The sequence below is a fragment of the Nannocystis punicea genome, from assembly GCF_026965555.1.
GTDB classification, from domain to species: domain Bacteria; phylum Myxococcota_A; class Polyangia; order Nannocystales; family Nannocystaceae; genus Nannocystis; species Nannocystis punicea.
Genome location: NZ_CP114040.1, coordinates 4995823 through 5016586 on the forward strand (window position 1 = coordinate 4995823; position 20764 = coordinate 5016586).

16 protein-coding genes are annotated in these 20764 nt (G+C 72.2%); 9 read left to right on the forward strand and 7 right to left on the reverse strand.

Going from position 1 to position 20764, the window contains the following annotated elements; translation table 11 throughout:
• Nucleotides 1–624: 624 nt before the first annotated feature.
• From O0S08_RS19340 to metG, 4 genes are all read left to right on the forward strand, one after another.
• Entirely contained in the window at nucleotides 625–3168 is a 2544-nt protein-coding gene (locus tag O0S08_RS19340) for a lytic transglycosylase domain-containing protein (protein ID WP_269040669.1), read from the forward strand.
• A gap of 10 nt (nucleotides 3169–3178) precedes the next feature.
• Nucleotides 3179–4939, forward strand: coding sequence for a hypothetical protein (locus O0S08_RS19345; RefSeq protein WP_269040670.1), 1761 nt, complete (start codon nucleotides 3179–3181; stop codon nucleotides 4937–4939).
• A gap of 202 nt (nucleotides 4940–5141) precedes the next feature.
• The gene (locus O0S08_RS19350) at nucleotides 5142–5657 is read left to right on the forward strand and encodes a hypothetical protein (protein WP_269040671.1); all 516 of its coding nucleotides are present in this window, start codon (nucleotides 5142–5144) and stop codon (nucleotides 5655–5657) included.
• A 66-nt stretch (nucleotides 5658–5723) separates the two neighbouring features.
• Nucleotides 5724–7769: a methionine--tRNA ligase gene (gene metG / locus O0S08_RS19355; protein ID WP_269040672.1), complete on the forward strand. Its 2046-nt coding sequence runs from the start codon at nucleotides 5724–5726 to the stop codon at nucleotides 7767–7769.
• 430 nt (nucleotides 7770–8199) lie between these two features.
• Here the strand turns inward: metG and O0S08_RS19360 are convergent, their stop codons facing one another.
• Nucleotides 8200–8589, reverse strand: coding sequence for a hypothetical protein (locus O0S08_RS19360; RefSeq protein WP_269040673.1), 390 nt, complete (start codon nucleotides 8587–8589; stop codon nucleotides 8200–8202).
• Nucleotides 8590–8745: 156 nt separating this feature from the next.
• Nucleotides 8746–9552 (reverse strand): helix-turn-helix domain-containing protein, encoded by an 807-nt coding sequence (locus O0S08_RS19365; protein ID WP_269040674.1) that lies wholly within the window; start codon nucleotides 9550–9552, stop codon nucleotides 8746–8748.
• A 125-nt stretch (nucleotides 9553–9677) separates the two neighbouring features.
• Between O0S08_RS19365 and O0S08_RS19370 the strand changes: the two genes are divergently transcribed.
• On the forward strand, nucleotides 9678–10775 hold the full coding sequence (locus tag O0S08_RS19370) for a helical backbone metal receptor (protein WP_269040675.1): 1098 nt from the start codon (nucleotides 9678–9680) through the stop codon (nucleotides 10773–10775).
• Nucleotides 10776–10829: 54 nt separating this feature from the next.
• Complete coding sequence (locus O0S08_RS19375) at nucleotides 10830–11117, forward strand: hypothetical protein (RefSeq protein ID WP_269040676.1); 288 nt, start codon at nucleotides 10830–10832, stop codon at nucleotides 11115–11117.
• A 1093-nt stretch (nucleotides 11118–12210) separates the two neighbouring features.
• Here the strand turns inward: O0S08_RS19375 and O0S08_RS19380 are convergent.
• Together O0S08_RS19380 and O0S08_RS19385 are read right to left on the reverse strand one after the other, a co-directional pair.
• The gene (locus O0S08_RS19380; RefSeq protein ID WP_269040677.1) at nucleotides 12211–13581 is read right to left on the reverse strand and encodes an MYXO-CTERM sorting domain-containing protein; all 1371 of its coding nucleotides are present in this window, start codon (nucleotides 13579–13581) and stop codon (nucleotides 12211–12213) included.
• A gap of 81 nt (nucleotides 13582–13662) precedes the next feature.
• Nucleotides 13663–15582, reverse strand: a complete 1920-nt coding sequence (locus tag O0S08_RS19385; RefSeq protein ID WP_269040678.1) for an ABC-F family ATP-binding cassette domain-containing protein — start codon at nucleotides 15580–15582, stop codon at nucleotides 13663–13665.
• A 428-nt stretch (nucleotides 15583–16010) separates the two neighbouring features.
• Here O0S08_RS19385 and O0S08_RS19390 point away from each other — a divergent pair, with 428 nt between their 5' ends.
• The gene (locus O0S08_RS19390; protein ID WP_269040679.1) at nucleotides 16011–16532 is read left to right on the forward strand and encodes an RNA recognition motif domain-containing protein; all 522 of its coding nucleotides are present in this window, start codon (nucleotides 16011–16013) and stop codon (nucleotides 16530–16532) included.
• Between the two features lie 298 nt (nucleotides 16533–16830).
• Here O0S08_RS19390 and O0S08_RS19395 read toward each other — a convergent pair whose 3' ends face one another.
• Complete coding sequence (locus O0S08_RS19395) at nucleotides 16831–17532, reverse strand: PepSY-like domain-containing protein (RefSeq protein WP_269040680.1); 702 nt, start codon at nucleotides 17530–17532, stop codon at nucleotides 16831–16833.
• A gap of 35 nt (nucleotides 17533–17567) precedes the next feature.
• Here O0S08_RS19395 and O0S08_RS19400 point away from each other — a divergent pair, with 35 nt between their 5' ends.
• Nucleotides 17568–18035 carry a GNAT family N-acetyltransferase gene (locus O0S08_RS19400; protein ID WP_269040681.1) on the forward strand — a complete coding sequence of 156 codons (468 nt, stop codon included), beginning with the start codon at nucleotides 17568–17570 and terminating at the stop codon, nucleotides 18033–18035.
• Nucleotides 18036–18866: 831 nt separating this feature from the next.
• Nucleotides 18867–19421, forward strand: a complete 555-nt coding sequence (locus O0S08_RS19405) for a hypothetical protein (RefSeq protein ID WP_269040682.1) — start codon at nucleotides 18867–18869, stop codon at nucleotides 19419–19421.
• A 103-nt stretch (nucleotides 19422–19524) separates the two neighbouring features.
• Here O0S08_RS19405 and O0S08_RS19410 read toward each other — a convergent pair whose 3' ends face one another.
• Both O0S08_RS19410 and apaG read right to left on the reverse strand, forming a co-directional pair.
• Entirely contained in the window at nucleotides 19525–20340 is an 816-nt protein-coding gene (locus tag O0S08_RS19410; RefSeq protein WP_269040683.1) for a hypothetical protein, read from the reverse strand.
• A 1-nt stretch (nucleotide 20341) separates the two neighbouring features.
• Nucleotides 20342–20737 carry a Co2+/Mg2+ efflux facilitator ApaG/CorD gene (gene apaG, locus O0S08_RS19415; protein ID WP_245914005.1) on the reverse strand — a complete coding sequence of 132 codons (396 nt, stop codon included), beginning with the start codon at nucleotides 20735–20737 and terminating at the stop codon, nucleotides 20342–20344.
• Nucleotides 20738–20764: the final 27 nt, after the last annotated feature.

The following is a 20764-nucleotide window of genomic DNA, read 5'->3' on the forward strand; positions in this document are numbered from 1 at the left end:
AGCAGTCGCAACATTATCGCTCCGTGCATTTTTGGTCCGCACGCGGAGTGCCGACGCGTTCGCCCGAGCCGCGCCGGCGCGGCGAATTCGACCGCAAGCGCGTGGACTACGGCGAATCACAGGCGGGCCGGCCTGATGCGATTTCGTGGGAGCCCTTCGGACATGTCTGGAAGGTCATGTCGCGCGCGTCCACTGTCACTTCTCCGCGCCGGCGCTGCTCGTCCACTTCTCTTCGGCTGTCGTTCCAGGCGCGCTCATGATCGGCCCGAGGCCCGCGATCGCGCCAGTCGGTCGCGCGCCGGCCGTCGCGCGACCGCCTGGCCTGCACGGGGTGGCCGCCGCGACCCGAGATCCACGTCCCCGTGGTCGCGCCGATCCCCGGATCTGTCGGCGTGTGTCATCCGCGCAAACGGGGAGGCCGCCGCGACCGCAGGGGTCATCGTCGCCGTCGCAACGTCACGGCTGCGCGAACGGAGCGGTCGCTGCGACGGCGGCTGCACGCTGCATCGCCGCAGGGCCGCGAGCCGACCGGTCTCTGGGGACAGGCACCTCGTGGCCGCGACGGCGGCCCGGTTTCTCGGCGCACCCCTGCGGCTGTGCTAGTTTGAGAGCGGAGAAGAGACCATGGCGCCGGTGAGCCACCCGAAGCGGATGTCTGCCCTGACGCTGTGCACGGCGACCGCGGCGCTGCTCGCCTGTCGCCCCGCGGCGCTCACCCCCGAGGCCGAACGCGTGCATCGGGGCGTCAACCAGATCCCGCTCAGCGCCCAACCGCCGACCGCCGCGACGCCGACCCCTCCCGTCGCCGCCGCGCCGACGCCCGCCCCCGCGGAGGTCTCCGCCGCCGCCCTGCTGGCCCGCGGCGAGCCCGAGGCCGCACTCGCTCGGTTGGCTCACGAGCCGGCGCCCGCCGGTTCGCTGCAATCCGCTGTGCAACGCCTGACGAAGGCCCGCGCCAGCCGCGAGCTCGGGCGGCCGGCCGACGCGGTCCAGGCGCTGGCCGAGCTGGCGGCGGAGCGACGGCCGGCGAAGACGTTCCCCCAGGAAGTGGTGCTGCACGAGTACGCCCAGGCGCTGGTCGAGGCGGCGGCGTCGGCCACCGGCGCCGAGGCCGACGCGCTGCGCAAGCTGGCGGTGGCGGCGTGGGACCGGGCGATCGACCACGAGCCGGTGCGCAACGCGGCGCCGATGCGGGTCGCGCGGGCGCGGGCGATGGCCGCCCTGGACGGTCAGGCCGCGGCCCGCCGCGCCGTCAAGGCGCTGACCGAGGTGCTGCGCGACTACCCCGAGCACCCCGACGCGGCCCGGCTCGAGCTGCTGCGGGCGCAGGCGATCGCCCGCGAGGGCAAGACCGCGGACGCAGTCAAGGCGCTGCGCGCGGTGGCCATCGACCGCGCCGGCACCGAGCCGGCCGCGGGCGCCGAGGCGACTCTGGCCGAGCTCGGGCGCCCGGTCCGCTACAGCGCCGCCGAACAGCTGGCGCGCGCCGCCGCGGCCCGCCGCTCGCGCGACATGACGTTGTCGCGCGAGGTGCTCACCGACCTGGTCCAAGATTCCAAAACTCCGGGACATGTCCGAGAGGTCGCGTTGCGCTCGCGCGCAGCGACCGCCTCGCGCGCCCACGACTACGGCGCGTGCGCGGATGACCTTTCGGTCCTGTACAAAAAGTCAGCCTCGGCCGACCTCCGCGGCGACCTGCTGCGCTGCCTCGACAAGGCCGGCCGCTACGACGAGGCGCTGGCGATCTGGACCGAGCAGGCCGGGCGCAAGGGCGGGGCGGGGCGCGCGGCGCTGTGGGAGGCGATCCGCCAGGCGGTCCGCGGCGGCCGCTACGAGCGGGCGCGCGACCTGCTCGGGCGCACGCAGCCGAAGGAGCGCCAGCGCGGCGAGGGGCTGTGGCTCGACGCGTGGCTCGACTTCCGCCTGGGCGACTTCGACGCCGCGGCGACCGCGTTCGCCAGCGCGGAGCGCCGCTTGCCCGCCGACCAGGCGCGCGCGGCCCGGTACTTCCGCGCCCGCGCGCTGCTGGCCGCCGGCGCGAACGTGAAGGCGACGGGCGACGGGGCCGAGGAGCAGGCGCCGGAGCGCGGCGAGGCCGAGCGCCTCCTGCGACAGCTCGTGGCCGAGGATCCTTTGGGCTACTACGGCCTGCAGGCGCGCCAGCGGCTGCTCGACGTCGGCGCCGATCCGGGCCCGCTGCCGGCGCTCGCCCCGGTGCCCGCGGAGTCGAACCCGCGGCCCGACTTCGCGGCGACCCGCGCGACCTTCGACGCGCTGGCCGAGGAGTTCGGCTGGGCCTTCCCGGCGCTGGCCCGCGGGGCCGCGCTGCACGCCGCCGGCCTGCTCGACGAGGCGCGCCGCGAGCTGCGGGTCGCGGTCGACGCCTACGAGGGGCTCTACGGGCTCGATCGCGGCGGCTGGGTCCCGCGCCACGAAGACCTGGTGGTGGGCCTCAGCTGGAAGTCGACGTGGAAGCAGCCGCGCCTCGGCCTGCCGAAGGACGCGCGCAAGCTGGTGCGCGAGCGCGGCGCCGGCGAGACGCTGCGCGAGGGGCTGTTCGCGCTGACGTGGGCGCTCGACGAGCCGTACCGCCGCAGCCGCCTGATGCCGGCCACGGCGGGCACGTACAAGGCGCGCTGGCACCCGCGGGCGTTCCGCGAGACGGTCGAGCGCGAGGCCTCGGCCCGCGCCTTCGACCCGACGCACCTGTGGGCGCTGATGTACACCGAGTCGCGGTTCCGCCGGCACGTGGTGTCGTCGTCGGGCGCGCGCGGGGCGATCCAGATCATGCCGTGGACCGGCCAGCAGCTGGCGACGCGCCTCGGCGAGCCGTTCGACGTCGACGCGCTGTTCGACGAGGAGCACAACGTCCGCCTGTCGGCCTATTACTTCGCCGAGCTGCTGCACAAGTTCCACGGCCAGGCCGCGCTGGCCTACGCGAGCTACAACGGCGGCCCGTTCAACGTCGCCCGCTGGCTGGCGGCCAAGGGCGCGACGGCGCCGCTCGAGCTCGACGTCTTCATCGCCGAGATCCCGTTCCGCGAGACGGCCAACTACACCCGCCGCGTGCTCGAGGTCCAGGCCGCGTACGCGCTGATGTACGGCGGGTCGCTGCCGCGCTGGCAGAACACGGTCGACCTGCGCGTCGAGGACAACATCGACTTCTGATCGCGCGGCGATGGTGCGCGGCGCGATCGATCGAACCATCGCCTGGCTGTCCGGGCGACGTCGACTCGCCGCGGGCCTGTTCGCGGCAGCGCTGCTGCTCTACGCGCCGACGCTCGGCGGCGGGCTCGTGCTGGACGACGTCGCGCAGCAGGCGTTCATGCATGCCAAGCTGGCGGGCGGCGAGCGCGACAAGCCGTGGTGGGCGCTGTTCCACCTGGTGACGCCCTCGCGCGAGCAATTGCTCGGCCAGCGCACGGCCGGTCGCGTGCCGTGGTGGACCCACCCCGAGCTGCGGATCGTGTTCTTCCGCCCGCTGGCCAGCGCCGACGCCTACGTCGACGCGCTCGCGTGGCCGCGGACCCCGTGGTTGATGCATCTGCACGGGCTGCTGCTGTACGCGCTGCTGTGCGCGCTGGTGCTGCGGCTCTATCGTCGGCTCGCGTCGCCCGAGGGGCAGGGGATCGCGGCCCTGGCGGCGGCGATCTTCCTCGTCGATCCGACCCACGCGGCGCCGGTCGCCTGGCTCGCCCAGCGCAACGCAGTGATCGCGGCGCTGCTGATGGTCGCGGCCGTGCTCGCGCACCTGCGCTGGCGCGCGCAGGGTCGACGCAGGTGGCTCCTCGTCAGCGTGGTCGGGCTGATCGCGGCGCTGCTCAGCGCCGAGGTCGCGATCACGGCGCTCGCCCTCGTCGTCGCGTACGCGTGGACGCTCGACCCGGGCGGGCGCTGGCGCGGGCTTTTGGCCGCGGCGCCGGCGGTGGCGCTCGCATCGATCTATTTATTCGCCTACGGCGCCATGGGCTTCGGCGCGCGCGCTTCAGGGGCGTACCTCGATCCGCTGCGCGATCCGTCGACCTTCCTCGGGGCGCTGCCGGAGCGCGTGCTCGCCTTGATCGCCGCCGCGCTGGCGCTGCCGATGCCGCTGGTGTGGCGCCTGTTCGGCGGACCGACGCCCGACGCGTGGGTGTTGCGAGCGATCGGGGCGGTGTTCTTATTATGGCTCTTGCGACATGTCCTTTGGGATATGCATGATCCGCGGCTGCGGTTCGCCGCGCTGGCGTTCCTGCTGGCGCTCGTGCCGATCTCCGCGGCGCCGGCCGACGAGCGGCTGCTGCTCCTGGCCAGCGTCCCCGGGGCGCTGTGGCTGGCGCTGGTGATCGTCGGGCTCGGGCGTTCAGCACGTCGGGTGCATCGCGGCGTGGCGCTCGCGCTGGCGGCGGTGCACCTGCTGCTGGCGCCGGCGGCGTTGATGGTGGCGTTCGCGGGCCAGCAGGGCCTGAGCTTCGGCGGCTCGGCGCTGCCGACGGGGCCGACTCTGGCGAACGAGGCGCTCGGCCATCAGACGCTGCTGGTGGTCCAGGCGCCGTCGACCCTGCACGGGTTGATGCTGCCGCTCGCGCGCGGGCACGTCGGCCTGTCGGTGCCGCGCTTCTCGTTCGTGCTCGCCAGCAGCGGGGCGCCGTCGACGTGGACGCGCACCGGACCGCGCTCGTTCGAGCTCGAGCAGCCGCACGGGCTCCTGCGCGACTCGACGGCGGCGTTCTTTCGCAGCCCGTCGGCGCCGTTGCGTCCGGGTGAGGTGGTGTCGACGCTGGCGTTCCGCGCCGAGATCCTCGCGGTCACGCGCGACGGCCATCCGTCGCGCGTGCGCTTCGACTTCGCCGCCGATCCGGAGCACATGAGCGTCTGCTTCGCTACCTGGGACGGGCGCGAGTTCGTGGCGCTGAAGCAGCCCGCGACGGGTGAGAGCGTGACGCTGCCCGGTCGCTGAGCGCGCGGGCGAACGCCGGCGCGCGGCGGCGGCGCAGGCGGGGCGGGGCGGAACCGGCCGACAGCGCAGGCGCGCGCCGACGGCCCCCGCGGAGGCCGGCTTGTCGCCGCGACCGCCGCAGCGGTACCGTCGCGGTGGTGGCGAGAGCCACCCCGGCGGGAGCCGGCGCCTTCGCCCTGACGGGCAGACACGAGGGGACGTGATGAACGAGAGGTTGAACCAGCTCGGGCAGGCCGCGCAGCGGCTCAACGAGGGATCCGATCAGCTCAACGCGCTGATCTCGGCGATCGACAAGGCCCTCGGCCGCTTGATGATCGGGATGGACTACGTCCACCCGCGGCCGCTGCAGGAGTCGATGTCGATCGGCCGCGACGGCAAGCGAGTCATCGAGCTGTGCTTCCTCGGCTACCTCCGCGTGCAGGGCGAGTACCACCTCGTCATCAAGACGGTGAAGATCCTCGAGTCGAAGATCGCGCTGGCCTCGGAGAACCCGGGCAACGTGATGCCGCTGCTGCAGGCGCCGCGAGTGCTGCGGCACGCCGCGGTCGACCTGTTCCCCGAGCTGATCCAGGTGCTGTCGAACCAGGTCGGCGACCTCGTGGCGCAGATGGAGCGCCGCTGCACCACCGCGAAGGGGCTGCTCGAGCAGCTCGAGGGCCTGGAGGCGCAGATCACGGCCGCCCGCGAGGCGCGAGGGCCGGAGCCGGCGGGCTCCTGAGGCCGCTAAGCGCGGCTCGGCGGCCGATGTCGCCGCAAGCGGGCGAAGCGTGCTATAGGCGCCGCGATGCCGCGCCGCGTCCTCGTCACCGCCGCCCTCCCGTACGCCAACGGTTCGCCCCACCTCGGGCACCTGCTCGAGTACATCCAGACCGACGTCCACGTGCGGGCGCGCCGGCTCGCCGGCGAGGACGTGATCTTCATGTGGGCGGTCGACACCCACGGCACGCCGATCGAGCTGCGCGCCCGGCGTGAGGGCGTGGATCCGGCCGAGCTGGTGACGCGCATGCACGCCGAGCACGCGCAGGTCTATCGCGACTTCGGCATCGCCTCCGACATCTTCTACACCACGCACTCGGAGGAGACCCGCCGCCACGCGGAGTTCATCTACGAGAAGATGCGCGAGGCCGGGCAGATCGAGAAGCGGGTCACGCGGCAGCTCTACTGTCCCAAGGACCAGATGTTCCTGCCCGACCGCTTCGTCAAGGGCACGTGCCCGTACTGCGGCTCGACGGACCAGTACGGCGACGTCTGCGAGAAGTGCGGCCACACGTACAACCCGACCGAGCTCAAGGAGCCGCACTGTGCGATCTGCGGGACCACGCCGGAGCTGCGCGACTCGGAGCACCTGTTCGTGTCGCTCGGCCGCTTCGAGGGCTTCCTGCGCGAGTGGCTGAACACGGCGAAGCTGCAGCCGGCGGTCCGCAACTACGTGATGCGGTGGGTCGACGACGGCCTGCGCGACTGGGACATCTCCCGCGACGCGCCTTACTTCGGCTTCCCGATCCCCGGCTACGACGGCAAGAAGTTCTTCTACGTGTGGTTCGACGCGCCGGTCGGCTACATCGGCGCGACCCAGAAGTGGTGCGACGAGCACCCCGACCGGGCCTCGTTCGCGTCGTACTGGCGCGCCGATCAGAGCCAGGACACCGAGATCGTCCACGTCATCGGCAAGGACATCGTCTACTTCCACACGCTGTTCTGGCCGGCGATGCTGCACGCGGCCGGCTACACCAGGCCGACGCGCGTCAACGTGCACGGGTGGCTGACGGTCAACGGCGAGAAGATGTCGAAGGCGCGCGGGACCTTCATCCTCGCCCGCACGTACCTCGACCACCTGCCGGCCGAGTACCTCCGCTACTACTTCGCGGCCAAGCTCGGGCCGGAGCAGGACGACATCAACCTCGACATGGCGGACTTCCGCGCGCGCGTGAACGCCGACCTGGTCGACAAGGCGGCCAACGTGGCGAGCCGCTGTCACAAGTTCCTCACCGGCCGCCTCGAGGGCCGCCTCGGCGCCATCCCCGAGGACGCGCAGCCGCTGATCGAGCGGGCCCGCGAGCGCCTGGCGCAGGCGCCGGAGCTGTTCGCCAGCTTCGAGTCGGCCAAGGCGCTGCGCCTGGCGATCGAGATCGCCGAGGACTTCAACACCTACATCACGGCGCAGGAGCCGTGGAAGGTGGTCACCAAGGACCCCGAGCGCGCGCGGGCGGTCTGCACCGCGGGCATGTGGGCGAGCAAGGTGATCGCGGCGATCCTCAAGCCGGTGCTGCCGAAGTGGGCAGCGACGATCGAGGAGGGCCTGCGCTTGCCGGCGCCGCTCGACTTCGTCAATGCGGGCGATCCGCTGCCCGAGGGCCAGGGGATCGGCGCGTACGTGACGCTGGCCGAGCGCATCGACCCCAAGAACCTCGACGCAATCATCGAGGCCAGCAAGGAGACGATCGGCGGCGCGGCTCCGGCCGCTCCGGAGGCGCCGGCCTACACGGTCGAGCCGCTGGCGGCCGAGTCCAGCATCGAGGCGCTCTCGGCGGTCGACCTCCGCGTCGGCAAGGTCCTCGCGGCCGCGCGCGTGAAGGGCTCCGACAAGCTGCTGCAGCTGACCATCGACCTCGGGCCGCTCGGTCAGCGCAACATCTTCAGCGGGATCGGCCCGTCGTACGCGCCCGAGCAGATGGTCGGCAAGCACGTGGTCGTGTTCGCCAACCTCAAGCCCCGCAAGATGCGGTTCGGCGTCAGCGAGGGCATGGTCCTCGCGGCCGGCGCGAAGGACGACGCGATCACGGTGCTCGAGCTCGACCCGCGCAGCTTGCCGGGCGAGAAGATCAGCTGATCGCTGAAGTCACGACCCGACAGACGCCGGCGCCCGGTCGCGAGGCGAGGGGCTCGTCCGCACTGGCTGGCCTCATGGACATGTCCATGAGGCCAGTGCTCGTTTTCCAACCGCGCATCGTCACCCCGACCGGACTCGGCCGCGGCCGCACTGCCGAACTCGGCAGGCGGGCGAGATTGCGGCTCGTGCGGGACCTGGCGCCGGTCGACGGGCCTCAGGCGCAGTCGCACCGCGATCGCCCGAAAGCCTCGCGGCCACATGACGAGGGGGACGGTGAGGCGAGGTTGGCGCTCTAGGGAGAGCTGTCGGCGTCCCCGGCAGAAGTCGAAGGGGGGCCGAGGACGTGTGCTCAGGCGCGAGCGGGGCTCGCAAGCCGTTCAGCAAGAGTCGAGGGCGGCCGAGGACGTGTCTTGCTCGGCGCGAGGGCGGCTCACGAGTAGCCGCCCCAGCAGAAGTCGAGCACGCGGCCGAGGCCGTTGGCCTCACAGAAGTTGTGGGCGGCGGGGTCGCACTCCTGCTCGCCGAGCTGGCCGAGGTCCCAGCGGCGGACGCCGGAGCTGCTGCACTGGACCAGGCAGACGTCGTCGGGGGCGCTGCGGGCACAGTTGGCGTCGCCGCAGCCGTGGCACTGCGGGGCGGGGAGCAGGGCCGCGTCGCCGAGGGCGGCCAGCTGGCGCGCGGGCAGCTGGGCGGCCGGCTTCGGTTCGGGGGAGCGGATGATCGGTCCGTCCGGATCGGTGGGGCCGGGGCCCGGCGTACAGCCGCCGATCCATGAGACCGCCACGATCCAGAAGATGAGGCGCGGAGGCGGGGTTCGCATGGTGGTTCCTCCGCCGAAGGTGTGATCCGGGTCGAGCGGACGAACAAGTCAAAAGGCCGTATGGCGCGCGCGCCGCCCGCAGCCCTGACTTTTCATGCATGTACGATCGGACATGTCCTGGAGGACCTGCCCGATCGCACCGGCGACGGACGCCGTTCAGTTGACCGTGACGGCCGCGGAGGCGCCGAAGAAGCGCTCCTCGAGGGCGGCGAGGCGGGCGCCCACGCGGCCTTCGCCGGCGATCCCGCGCAGGCGCGAGAACACGCGCGCGGCGGTCCGCTCGGCCAGGCCGCGGACGCGGTAGCGCCAGCTCGAGCGCTCGGTGGCGGTGCCGATCAGGACCTGCAGCGAGCCCAGCAGCTCGTGCTCGACGCGATCGACGAGCGGGGTCAGGTCGGGCTTGTCCTGGGTGACGTTGAAGTGGATGAGGTCGGTCAGGGCGGCGCACACCTGGGTGCGGGCGGCCCGGAACCGCTCGGGCTGGTCGGCGAGGTCGGCGTGGATCCCGTCGGCCAGCGCCTGGATGAAGCCGCGCAGGTTCTGCTCGGCGTCGCGGAGGTGCGGGGCGTCGCGGAGGTCGCGGCGGAGCTCGCCGAGCTCGGCCAGCAGGTCGGCCGCGATGTGGAAGCTGTCGAGGGCGCGCACCGAGGGGGTGCCGGGCGGCAGGGCGCGGTCGAAGCGGAGCCGCGGGCGCTCGGCCGAGATCGAGGCCTCGGCGTCCTCGTGGTCGTGGTCGAAGTTGTCCTCCTGGACGTCGGCCGCCGGGGCCTCGGCCTCGGCGCTCTCGGCCGCGACGTCGTCGTCGCCGTGGCCGCTGTACTTGCCCGACATGAGGTCGTCGCGGTCGATGAGCCAGCGCGAGCCGACGCGGCGGGCGGGCAGGCGCCCGGTCTGGGCCATGTGCCGCACGGTGCGCTCGCTCTTGCCGAGCAAATCGGCGGCGTCCTTGATCGAGATCTCCATAGAGGTCCTCCTGTGTGCCGGCACTCTAACCGAAGTCGGATCGGGCGCTGCAAAATCGGCAAAAACTTTGCCGGTTGCGGCAGCGCCCCTTGCCGTTTCTGGATCCAGCGGCCAGTCTCCCGACCGTGCGAAAGCCCGAGCATCAGTGGGAGACCCGCCGTTTCGTGGCCGTCCGCTCGCCCTCGGTGCCGCCGCCACACGCGGCCGAGGAGGCGGTGCAGGCGTTCGAGCTCCGGCCGCGCGGCGGAGGTGACGCACCCGTCGCGGTGTTCTCGCTGGGTCGGCAGATGCTGCCCCGCGCCGCGGTCGAGGCAGACCCCGACCTGCTCCACGCGGCTCGCGCCTGGCTCGCGGCGAGGGGCTCCCGCGAGCTTCGTGCCGTCGATGAGGAAAATGCCCCGATCTCGTCGGAACGATTCACATTGTCGGACCTCGGCTCGGGTCCGTCTCAGGCTGTCCGAAAGGTCATCACTCTGGCGCCCTCGAACGCCGAGCTGGTGGCCAGCCTGGGTTGCTTCGATCGCGTGATCGCGTGCGAGGACTCGTCGGACTCGCCGCCGGAGACGGCGAAGTGCGAGCGGCTCGGGCCGGACCTCGGGCCCGACCTCGATCGCGTGGCGGAGCTGCGACCTGACCTTGTGTTCAGCTCGCTCTCGGTGCCGGGGATGGAGCGGATCGTCACCGGGCTGCGCGCGCGGGGGGTGCCGCAGCGAGTGCTGGCGCCGCGATCGATCGCCGACGTGATCGCGGAGGTGCGGCTGGCAGGGGCGGACCTCGAGGTGCAGGCCCGCGCCGAAGAAGTGGTGGCGACGATGGAGGCCGAGGCGGCCGCGCTGCGACGGGCCCGGCCGCCGCGCGCGGCGAGGGTGTACCTCGAGTGGTGGCCGCGGCCGATGTTCACGCCCGGGGCGGCGTGCTTCAGCAACAACCTCATCGAGCTGGCCGGCGGGGTCAACGTGTTCGCCGACAGGCCGGGGGCGAGCGTGGAGATCACGGCGGCCGAGCTGGTGGCGGCCGACCCTGACATCTGCTTCGTGTCGTGGTGCGGGGTGGCGGTCGAGAAGCTCGACCCCGAGAACCTGATCCGTCGACCCGGACTCGAGGCGCTGCGAGCGGCCCGCGCCGGCCGCGTGGTGCCGCTCGACGAGCGCTACTCGGGCCGACCAGGTCCCCACATGCTCGAGGCGGCGCGGATCATGGCGCGCGCGATCGCGAGTCCGTGATCGCGGAGCGCCGATTTTTTGCGACGGCGATCGAGGTGTGTAAAGGCTGCACCCATGGTGTCGCTCGAACCGCAGGTCGCCCGTCTCGTCGATGAACTCGCGCAGTACCACGGCCATCGCACGCTCTGGCTCGATCGCCGCGGCTATCTGTGCCACGCAGAGCCGGAGGACGACTTCGAGGACATCGGCTACCAGTACGTGGCGACGCTGCTCAAGCCGACCAGCGACGAGCTGCGCGCCACGATCACGCACTTCACGGCGCGCCGCGCGGCGCGGGTGGGCGCGTGCCCGGTGCCGGGGGCGTTCCACATGCACCCGGTGCCGGTGCTGATGGCAATCTGACCTTCGGGTCAGGTGGGCGCCGTGGCGGCGCCGCGGTGGACTGGTTGGGACGTGGCCTTCGGGTCATGTGAGGCTTGGAGAGCAATGGGCGGGGGTCGGCGAAGATCGGAGCGCTGGCCGTCGCGAATTGACGACTGGACCTCGCGGCGGAGTTCCGGAGCAGGGTCGGCGGTGAGTTCAGCGCCATCCTGCCTGGGATTCGTCGAGCCTCGTCTGGACACGGCGGCACGGCTGCAGCCGTGAGGCCGACACGGCGTGGTCGGCTTCGATGGAGGATGTCCTTTGGGACATGTTGCTCGGCGCCTGTTCGACGGCCAGCCCTGGCCGCCGAACAGGCGCTTTCTTGCTCGTAGGCGGTCTGTTCGCCGCGGTACATGCTTGCGAGCGGGGGAGTGGCCTTCGCGAATTACCGACTGCGACTCGCGGCGGGGTCCGGGGAAGGATCGGCGACGAGTTCAGCGTCTGGATGGACGCTCGTGCCTCGCGCCCATCCTACCTCGTATTCGTCGCCGACCTTCCCCGGACCTCGTGACACGGCTGCAGCCGTGAGAGGCCGACACGGCGCGGCCGGCTTCGATAGAGGATGTCCTGGGGGACAGGTTGCCCGGCGCCTGTTCGACGGCCAGGGCTGGCCGCCGAACAGACGCTTTTTCGCGTCCTTGACGCCGTGCCTCTCGTGCGCGGCGGTCGGCGAGGCGCCGTGAACGAGAGAGCCGCCGCACAACTCGACGGGGGCCGGCGAAGAGCGGAGCTGCCCTCTCGAACGCGGCCCGGTTGGGCCGGGGTTGTCGCGAGGAGAGGGCGGCCGCGCAGGCGAAGTGCTCTCGGGTCGGCGATGTGATGAATGCGACGGCGTCCGATCACGAGCGGCAGCCCATGCTCGCTCGTACGACTGGTACGCGCCGTCTCTTGTGTTCGGTCGCTTCGATCCGGGGAGCGCTCTCGGGGTCGTCGATGTGACGAATGCGACGGCGTCCGATCACGAGCGAGCGGTCAGCGGCTCCGCGCGCAGGCGGGCTCGGGCCCTCGAGAGGACGAGTGAGAGGGCTTCGCGGGAGGCGTGAGTCGTGGCGGGAGTGATCTGGCTTTTAGGTCAGGTTGTCCGGCGGCGGCGACGCAGGACGGCGAGGCCGAGCAGCAGGGCGAGCGCGGAGGCGGGTCGGTCGTGGGAGCGGCAGCCGCAGCCGCTGTCGGTGTTGCTGCCGGCGCTGCTGCTGTCGCTGTCCTCGCCGCTGCTGCTGTTGCCGGCGGAGGTGGTGGGGTCGGTGGTGGCGGGGCCGCCGGTGGTCGGGTCGGTCGGGCCGGTGTCGTCGTTGCCGGACGGATCGCCGCCGGTGTCGTCGCCGCCGGAGCTGGTGCCGGCCTCGCAGAAGACGCCGGGGGTGATGGGGTCGGCGCTGAAGGTGCGGTTGATGATGGTGGCGCGGCCGCGGGTCTGGCCGACCCACATGTCGATCGAGCGGTCGACGATCTCGTCGATGAGGGCGTACTCCTCCTCGCACAGGACCTCGCCCGGGCGCTTGACGAGGACGAAGGAGATGCCGAACTCGTTGGGTGCGTCGGGGTAGGCGGGGACGCGCTCGCCCTCGGCCTGGATCACGTCGTCGACGGTGACTTCCCGGCGCGTGCCGCTGACGGTGAAGCTCTCGGCGTTAAAGAGGAAGGAGTTGGGCTCGGGACAGGTCTGGTCGGGCAGGGCGGAGTCGATGCAGTCGTGGGGGTCCTCGATGACGAACCACGGCTGGACCTCCGCGGCGGGCATGAGGCCCATGAGGTAGAGGTCGAGGTCGCTGAACTCGAACTCGTCGAGCTTGGCGGCGGTGAAGGTGCCGTCGCCGTTGTCGGTCCAGCGGTGGCCCTCGACGGGCGAGCCGCCTGTGTTCATGTAGAAGCTCCAGTGGGCCTGGGAGCGCCCGAGCAGGAGCTTGGTGTCGCCGCCCGCGACGTGCGGGAAGGCCAGCCAGGCGTGGCCCAGCTCCTGGCCGAACACGAGCGAGATCCACCAGTCGTTGATCTCGGTGGTGCCGACGTCGAGGAACTTCCGCCAGTTGTTCATGTGCAACATGCCGATGAACTGGCTGTTCGGGGTGTCGTCGAAGAACTCGGCCGGGATCACGGGATCGAACTCGGCGGCGTGGGAGTAACCGATGCCGCCGACATCGTTGGCGAGCGACTGATAGAAGGCGCCGACGCCGTCGACGAGGTCGAAGGTCGAGTAGACGACGATGAACTGGGCGTCGTCGGAGTGGGCGGCGAGGAAGCCCTCCTCGAGCGGGTAGTAGCCGCCGTAGAAGCCGGTGCGCGAGAACCAGTTGGCGTGCTCGACGGTGCCGTCGTCGTCGAACACCATGAAGTTCTTGCGCTGCTCGACGAACTGGACCGGGCCGGCGTGCGCGGTGTCGACGAGGATGGGGCCTGAGGCGAGGACGAGGGCGAACGGCGCGACCAGAGCGAGGCGGGGCACGAGGGCAGGATAGAAGCAGTTGCGCGCGCGCCCAAGCAGATAACGTCCGCGACGGCGCCCGCGCCGGTCACCGCCGCGACGTCACGCCCCGGCGTCCGCGCTCCGCTGCTCGAGCTCCTCCCAGCGCGCGACGAGGGCGGCGGCGCGCTGACGGGCCGCCTCGAGCTTGCGCACCAGGTCGGCGACCTTGTCGCCGCCGCCGCCGTACACGGATGGATCGCCGAGCTTCGCCTCGAGCTCCTGGACCTCGCCCTCGGCGGCCTCGATCTTGCCGAGGATCCCGTCGAGCTCGCGCTTCTCGGCGTGGCTGAGGCCGCGTCGGGCGACGGGCGCGCCGGCCTTCGCGGGCGCATGCGCGGGCCGTGCGGTGGGCTGTGGTTCGGCGGCCGCTTCGGTCTCGGCCAGGCGCTCGAGGTAGTCGCTGTAGTTGCCGTGGTGGCGCACGACCTTGCCGTCGCCCTCGAAGGCGAGGATCGAGGTGGCGACGCGATCGAGGAACCAGCGATCGTGGGTGACGATGATCGCGGCGCCGGCGAAGTCGAGCAGCATCTCCTCGACGGCGCCGAGGGTGGCGACGTCGAGGTCGTTGGTGGGCTCGTCGAGGAGAACGAGGTTGGAGGCGCCCGAGAGCAGCACCGCGAGGGCGACGCGGGCCCGCTCGCCGCCCGACAGCGAGCCGACCTTCTGGGCGTAGGCCGTGGGGTCGAACAGGAAGCGCTCGAGGTAGCGGGCGATGTCGAGCGGGTGGCCGCCGCCGAGGTCGAGGCCGCGGCGGCGCTCGGCGATGTTGTCGTAGACGCTGCGATCGTCGTCGAGGCCGGAGCGGTTCTGGTCGAGGTAGGCGACCGCGGTGTGCTTGCCGCGGACGACCTCGCCGGCGGTGGGCGGGAGCTGGCCGACGATCGAGCGCAGCAGGGTGGTCTTGCCGCTGCCGTTGGGACCGACGACGCCGATCCGCTCGCCCTGGTTGAGCGCGAGGGTGAAGTCGCGGACGAGGACGCGGCCGAGCTCGAGGGTGACGCCGCGCAGCTCGAGGATGGTCTTGCCGCTGCGAGCTGCCTCGAGGGACAGCTCGACCCGACGGTCGCGCGGCGGGCCCGACTTGGCCAGCTCGGCCTCGGCCCGGTTGACCCGCGCGGTCTGCTTGGTGGTCCGCGCCTTGGGCTGGCGCCGCAACCACTCGAGCTCGCGCCGGAGGAAGTTCTGCCGGTTGGCCTCGGTGCGCTGGGCGTGGGCCATGCGCTCGGCCTTGGCCTCGAGGTAGGCGCCGAAGCCCCCCTCGTAGGCGTAGACGGTGCCGCGGTCGACCTCGAAGGTCCGCGTGCACACGCGGTCGAGGATGTAGCGGTCGTGGGTGATGAGGAGGACGGCGCCGGAGTAGTCCTCGGCGAGGTGGCGCTCGAGCCACTCGATGGCGGCGACGTCGAGGTGGTTGGTCGGCTCGTCGAGCACCGCGAGATCGGGCCGCCGCGCCAGCAAGGCCGCGAGCGCGACGCGACGCCGCTCGCCGCCGCTGAGCCGCTCGGTCGGCGCGGAAGGATCGCGGACGCCGAGGCGCGCGAGGTACGACTCGGCCTCCGCGGCCCGCGACCACCCGCCGCAACGCTCGATCTCCGCCGCCGCGGCCGCTTGCTCGGCCACCAGGGCGTCGACCGCGGCCGATCCCGTGGCCCGCTCGAGGGCCGCGGTGGCGGCGTCGTAGCGGGCGCGGGCGGCAGACCACTGGCCGAGGCCGGTGAGGACCGCTTCGAGGGCGGTGAGGCCGGGTGGGAGGCGTGGCTCCTGTTCGAGGTAGGCGATGGAGGCGTCGCGCCGGAGGACGACTTCACCGGCGTCGGGGGCGTCCAAACCGGCCAGGATCCGCGCCAGGGTGGTTTTTCCCGAGCCGTTGTTGCCGACCAGCCCGACGCGCTCGCCGGTCATCAGCGTGAGGTTGACGCCGGCGAGGACGCGGCGCACGCCGTAGCTCTTTTCGACCTGGCGCAGGCTTGCGATCGGCACGGGGCGGGACTCTACCTCGCCCGGGCCGCCCGCGCGGCAATTGTGGGGGAGGGCACGCCCACCTCGTCGCCCCCGGCGTGCGAGGCGATCCGCGAGTTCATGTAAGGAGGCGGCGTGGCCGCCCGGGCCCGAATTCCAGGGGGGAAGGCGAAATCAAGGCCGGTCCCGCGTGAGGTGAAATCGCCGCCGGAGGGGCTCGCGGAGGTTGACAGCGCCCGGGCCGAGGGCGGATCCTGCTCCTGGTCATGACCTCAATCGACACTCACGGAGCCCGCCGGGTCGCAGCCGGCCTCGCTCTGGTCGCGTCGCGCATGTGCGTCCGGCGTGTCGCTTGTGGAGTGTCGACGCAACGACGCGGTCCCGCTCAGGGCGCCGCGAGCCACGGCCGACGTGGCATGCAGTGAAGAGAGAATAGGAGAGAGACAGAAGTGAAAATTTTCGTCGGTGGACTGGCGTGGGCGACGGGCGACGAGAGCCTGCGCGCGGCCTTTGAACCCTTCGGTAAGGTCGACGAGGCGATCGTCGTCAAGGACAAGGAGACCATGCGCAGCCGTGGTTTCGGGTTCGTGACGTTCGCCGATGAGGCGGCCGGTCGTGCCGCGCTCGAGGCGATGAACGGCGCGGTGCTCGACGGGCGGACCATCCGCTGCGACGCCGCAGTCGAGCGCGCCCGCAGCGATCGGCCCTCGCGGCCCTTCGTCGAGCGCGCCCCGTCGGGCGGCTTCCAGGGCGGTGGCGGTGGTCCCCGCGGTGGTGGCGGCGGCGGCGGCGGCCGTGACTGGGGCGGCGGCGGCGGCGGCGGCGGTGGTCGCGGCGGCGGCGGCGGCGGCGGTTGGGGCGGCGGCGGCGGCGGCGGTGGTGGTCGCGGCGGCGGCGGCGGTGGTCGCGGCGGCGGCGGTCGTGGCGGTCGTGGCGGCCGGCGGCGCGACGACGACTACGGCGACGACTGAGTCCTGCGTCGAAAATTGAGCCAGTGCGCCGCCCCGGGGCTTCCCGCGGCGGCGCGCTCGCTTTGGTCGACCTGACCGAACGGGCAGGTTGCGAGAACCGGTGCGTGGGTCGGGCGATCGGCGGACCGGGCAGGTGGTGCGCCGGTGGGATCGCGAGGCCGGCCTGGTCGAAAAGACAGCTGGCCCGGGCGCGGGGCGGAGGGCGCGCACGGGATGCGAGCGACCCGACCTGTCTATTCGGGCATGTCTGGAAGATCCGGGTGGCCGGAGCCGACAGGCGCGAGGACGCGAAACGCCGCTAGGCCGGGACCTCGATGACGGCCGGCAGGACGAGCTCGTGGCGGATGACCGCGCCGTCGGGCTTGAAGTAAAGCTCGTGCAGGCGCCCGCCGGTCTCGAACTCGATCTCGTACTCGTCACCGGCGCCGGTGAGGGTCTTCTTCTCGACCTCCTTGATCGCGGCGCCGGGGTGGGCCTTGTCGAAAGCGGCCCAAACGGCCTCGGGCAGGGCCTTGGCGTCGATCTGGCACTCGGTGTAGACGACGCCGCCGTCGGCCCTGGCGCTCAGCTCGCACTGTTGCTTGTCGGCCGTCTCGACCTCGATCTCGTGCAGGCGGCCGTGCGGGACCACGGTTTCGGTCTCGTAGCGCAGCATCTTGGCGCCGGGGTAGGTCGCCTCGAGCTGCTTGCGCACCGGCTCGGGCACCGCCGCAGCGTCCTGGTGATAGACGGAGAGGTAGCGGATCGAGCCGTCCTGCTCGACCTCGACCTTGATCTTCTCGACGCCCTGGGCCGTGCCGGCCGCGCGCACGAGGTCGGCGTCGAGCTGGCCCGGTCCGGCGGGCGTGGGGGCGGGCGCGGGGGGCTTGGCCTCGGCTGGAGGAGTCGCGGCGACTGTGGTCGGAGCGGGCGCGGGTTGGGCCTTGCTCGCGGTGTCGGGGCCGCACGCGGCGAGGATCAGTCCGACGACGCCGAGCGTCCCGAGGCGGGGGTGGTGCATACGAATTACTCCTCATCCAAGTGTACACTCACATGGTGCGGGCGCCGTCGATCCGGCTGGCGCGGCCTGCTGACCTCGCCGCGATCGCCACGGTCCATGCAGCCTCGGTGCGACAGCTGTGCGCCGGCCATTACCCGCCGCAAGCGATCGATCAGTGGCTGGCGCCGAGCCCGGGGCTCTATGCCCGCATGCTGCGCTCGTCGACGGTTTACGTGGCCGAACGTGGCGGGCAGGTGGTGGCGTTCGCGGCCGTCCGCCTGGCCACGCGCGAGGTCCGGGCGCTGTACGTGAGCCCCGGCGCGGCCGGCGGCGGCCTCGGCCTGCGCCTCATGCGGCGCCTCGAGCGAGTGGCCCGCGCGTTCGGGATGGTCGAGCTGCGCTTGTGGGCGACGCTCAACGCCGTCGGCTTCTACGAGCGCCTCGGCTGGCGCCGCGACGTCAGGCAGAGCGGCAAGCGGCCGCCGCACCGCTGCGTGCCGATGCGCAAGCGGCTGGGAGGGTGAGGTGTCCCGAGAGACAGGTGCGGGCCGCGGCCGAGCGGGCGGCGGGCCGATGCGCGAGCGGAGAGCGGCGCGCCGAGGTGCGAGCGGTGTGGATGCGAGGTGACCTGAGAGACAGGTCGAACGAGCGGCCGAGCGGACGCAGGTGGCGATCCGAAGCGCTGCCCGAGGCGGCTGTGATGCGAGGTGTCGCGGGGGACAGGTGCGGCCGCGGTCGAGCGGGCGCGGGTGGCGGTGGGGCGCCGATGCACGAGCGATTGGGCTGCGAGGTGTCCTGAGAGACAGGTTGAGCGAGGGGCCGCGGGGACGCAGCTTGTGAGCCGACCGCTGCCGAAGCGCAAGGGGCTGTGATGAGAGGTGTCCCGGGGGACAGATCGTGCGGTCACGAGCTGGCGAGAGCGATGGGTAGAGTCGAGGCCCGCGAGCGGGACATCCGGAGGAGCGGCCGGGAGGAGAGATGTCTCGAAGGACAGCTAGCTGGCGCGAGCGACGGGTCGGGTCGCGGCTGCGAGGGGAGCGGCTGGGAGGCGACGTCGATGTCTCGAAGGACAGGTCGTGAGCTCGCCGCGGTGAACGTGGGTCGAGACACGGCCGGGGTGAGCGTATTCGCGGCGACCTGGATGGCTCGAGAGACAGGTCGCTCGCGCGGGGGCGAGGGACCGCGGGGTGCCTACCGAGACGGCCGGGCCCGGCGCCGGCGGCTCCTGGCGTGGGCTGTGACACGGCCGGGCCCGGGGGCGAATTCGCACGCGGAGAAAACCCGCCATCTCCGAGACGCGCGCTCGGGTCGCACGGGTCGTCAGGGCGGCGGCGGCGGGGTACATTCGCGCGCCCATGACGAGCGCGATGGTCCGCCTGTATCCGCCCCGTACGCCCGCCGCAGTGCTGATCGCGGTGTGGGGCATGCTCGGGGTGGTCGCGCTGCTGGTGAGCGCGATCCTCCGGCTGACGCCGCTGGCGGTGGAGCCGCTGTCGACGGGGATGACGCCGCTGCAGTGGGGGCTGTACGTCGGCTGGTCGCTGTTCAATCTGTACGCCGAGGGCTACAAGGGGTTCCAGAAGGCGTTCGTGCCGCGGGCGGTGGCGCGGTCCTTCTACGTGGCCCGCTATCCCCGGCCGCTGCACGTGGCGCTGGCGCCGCTGTTCTGCATGGGGCTGTTCTTCGCCAACCGCAAGCGGCTCATCCTGTCGTGGGGCCTGGTGATCGGGGTGACTGCGCTGGTCACCCTGGTCCGCGGGCTGGACCAACCGTGGCGCGGGATCGTCGACGCGGGGGTGGTGCTCGGGCTGACCTACGGGACAGCCGCGCTGCTGGTCGCGTTCGTCGGGGTGCTGCGCGGCCGGCCGATCACGGTGTCGCCGCAGGTGCCCGACGGCGCGCCGCAGTAGGTGCGCGAGCGGCTGTCCCGGGGGACCGCCGCCACCGCGTCGGACCCGACGCTCGCGAGTACGAGGCTGTCCTGGGGGACAGGTGACGAAGGCACAGGCCGGGTCAGTTGTGCGCGACCAGGCCGTACTCGACGCACTCGTCCTGGCTCGGCATGTCGAGGCGCACGTAGACCTGGATGTCGTCGGAGCTGCCGGAGCAGTTGAAGTCGGACACCGTGAAGGTGGCGCCGCCGCAGCAGCCGGGCCGCAGGGCCCCCGAGAGGGCGGTCTGCGTGCCCTCGGGGCAGGTGATCTCGGTGCCCACGGCGCCGCCCTGGTCGCACTCGATGAACTGACACACGCGCACGGTCGCTGATGAGGTGACCTTGACCGTCGGCTCGGCGACGTGACCGAAGGTGTCGAGGCCGTGGTAGGTGAACCAGTCGACGTCGCCGGCGCCGCTGAGCACGCCGTCGGCCATGACCGTGTTGTCGTCGTCGTCGTTGATCTCGCCGAGGTCCTGGGCGTTCGGCTCGGTGTCGTCGGGCTCGCCGAGGTCGCCGTCGCAGGCCAGGGCGGGCACGCAGAGGCCGTCCTCGCACACGAGGCCTTCGGCGCAGGCGTCGCCGTCGCACACGCAGCCTGCCTGGCCGGGATCGCAGATCGGGCCGGTCGTGCCGGTGGACTCGTCGGTGGTGCCGCTCGTCGAGGTGGTCGTCGAGGTCGAGGCGGTCGGATCCTCGCCGGTCGTGGTGCCGTCGCTGGTGGTCGGCGTCGGCTCGGTCGAGCTGCCGGTCGGGGTCGAGACGTCGGTGGTCGACGGATCGGTGGCCTGCGTGGCCGTGGTGACGCCGCTGTTGCTGCTGCTGTCGGCCGGGTCGTCGCCGGTGCTGCAGGCGAGGAGCGTGAGCGAGGCGAGGACCAGCGACAGGCGTGTCATTTCAGTTCACCGCGTAGGGGATGTTGAGGGCGAACGGCGCGATCTCGGCGTCGAATTGCTGGCCGTCGTCGGTGACCATCTGGTAGGTGCCGCGCATGGTGCCGTAGGCGGTCTTGAGCGGGCAGCCGGAGGTGTACTCGAACGACTCGCCGGGCGCGAGCACGGGCTGGGCCCCGACGACGCCGGCGCCGCGCACCTCCTCGGTGCGGCCGTTGGCGTCGGTGATGACCCAGTGGCGACTGACGAGCTGCACCGTGTCGATGCCCTCGTTGGAGATCTTCACGGTGTAGGCGAAGAACCACTGCCGCTCGCTCTGGTTGGCGTGCGAGTGTTCGGGGAGGTACTGCGACGCGACGCGCACGCGCACGCCGTTAGTGATCGCCTCGGAGGTCGACACGGGGCGATCTATACGCCGCGCGCACGC

Excerpts from the sequence above, each read along its gene's own strand:
- O0S08_RS19345 (WP_269040670.1), top strand. The coding sequence starts at position 3,179 with ATGGTGCGCGGCGCGATCGATCGAACCATCGCCTGGCTGTCCGGGCGA.
- O0S08_RS19340 (WP_269040669.1), top strand. The coding sequence starts at position 625 with ATGGCGCCGGTGAGCCACCCGAAGCGGATGTCTGCCCTGACGCTGTGC.
- O0S08_RS19410 (WP_269040683.1), bottom strand. The coding sequence starts at position 20,340 with ATGACACGCCTGTCGCTGGTCCTCGCCTCGCTCACGCTCCTCGCCTGC.
- O0S08_RS19350 (WP_269040671.1), top strand. The coding sequence starts at position 5,142 with ATGAACGAGAGGTTGAACCAGCTCGGGCAGGCCGCGCAGCGGCTCAAC.
- O0S08_RS19365 (WP_269040674.1), bottom strand. The coding sequence starts at position 9,552 with ATGGAGATCTCGATCAAGGACGCCGCCGATTTGCTCGGCAAGAGCGAG.
- O0S08_RS19375 (WP_269040676.1), top strand. The coding sequence starts at position 10,830 with ATGGTGTCGCTCGAACCGCAGGTCGCCCGTCTCGTCGATGAACTCGCG.
- O0S08_RS19360 (WP_269040673.1), bottom strand. The coding sequence starts at position 8,589 with ATGCGAACCCCGCCTCCGCGCCTCATCTTCTGGATCGTGGCGGTCTCA.
- O0S08_RS19395 (WP_269040680.1), bottom strand. The coding sequence starts at position 17,532 with ATGCACCACCCCCGCCTCGGGACGCTCGGCGTCGTCGGACTGATCCTC.
- metG (WP_269040672.1), top strand. The coding sequence starts at position 5,724 with ATGCCGCGCCGCGTCCTCGTCACCGCCGCCCTCCCGTACGCCAACGGT.
- O0S08_RS19405 (WP_269040682.1), top strand. The coding sequence starts at position 18,867 with ATGACGAGCGCGATGGTCCGCCTGTATCCGCCCCGTACGCCCGCCGCA.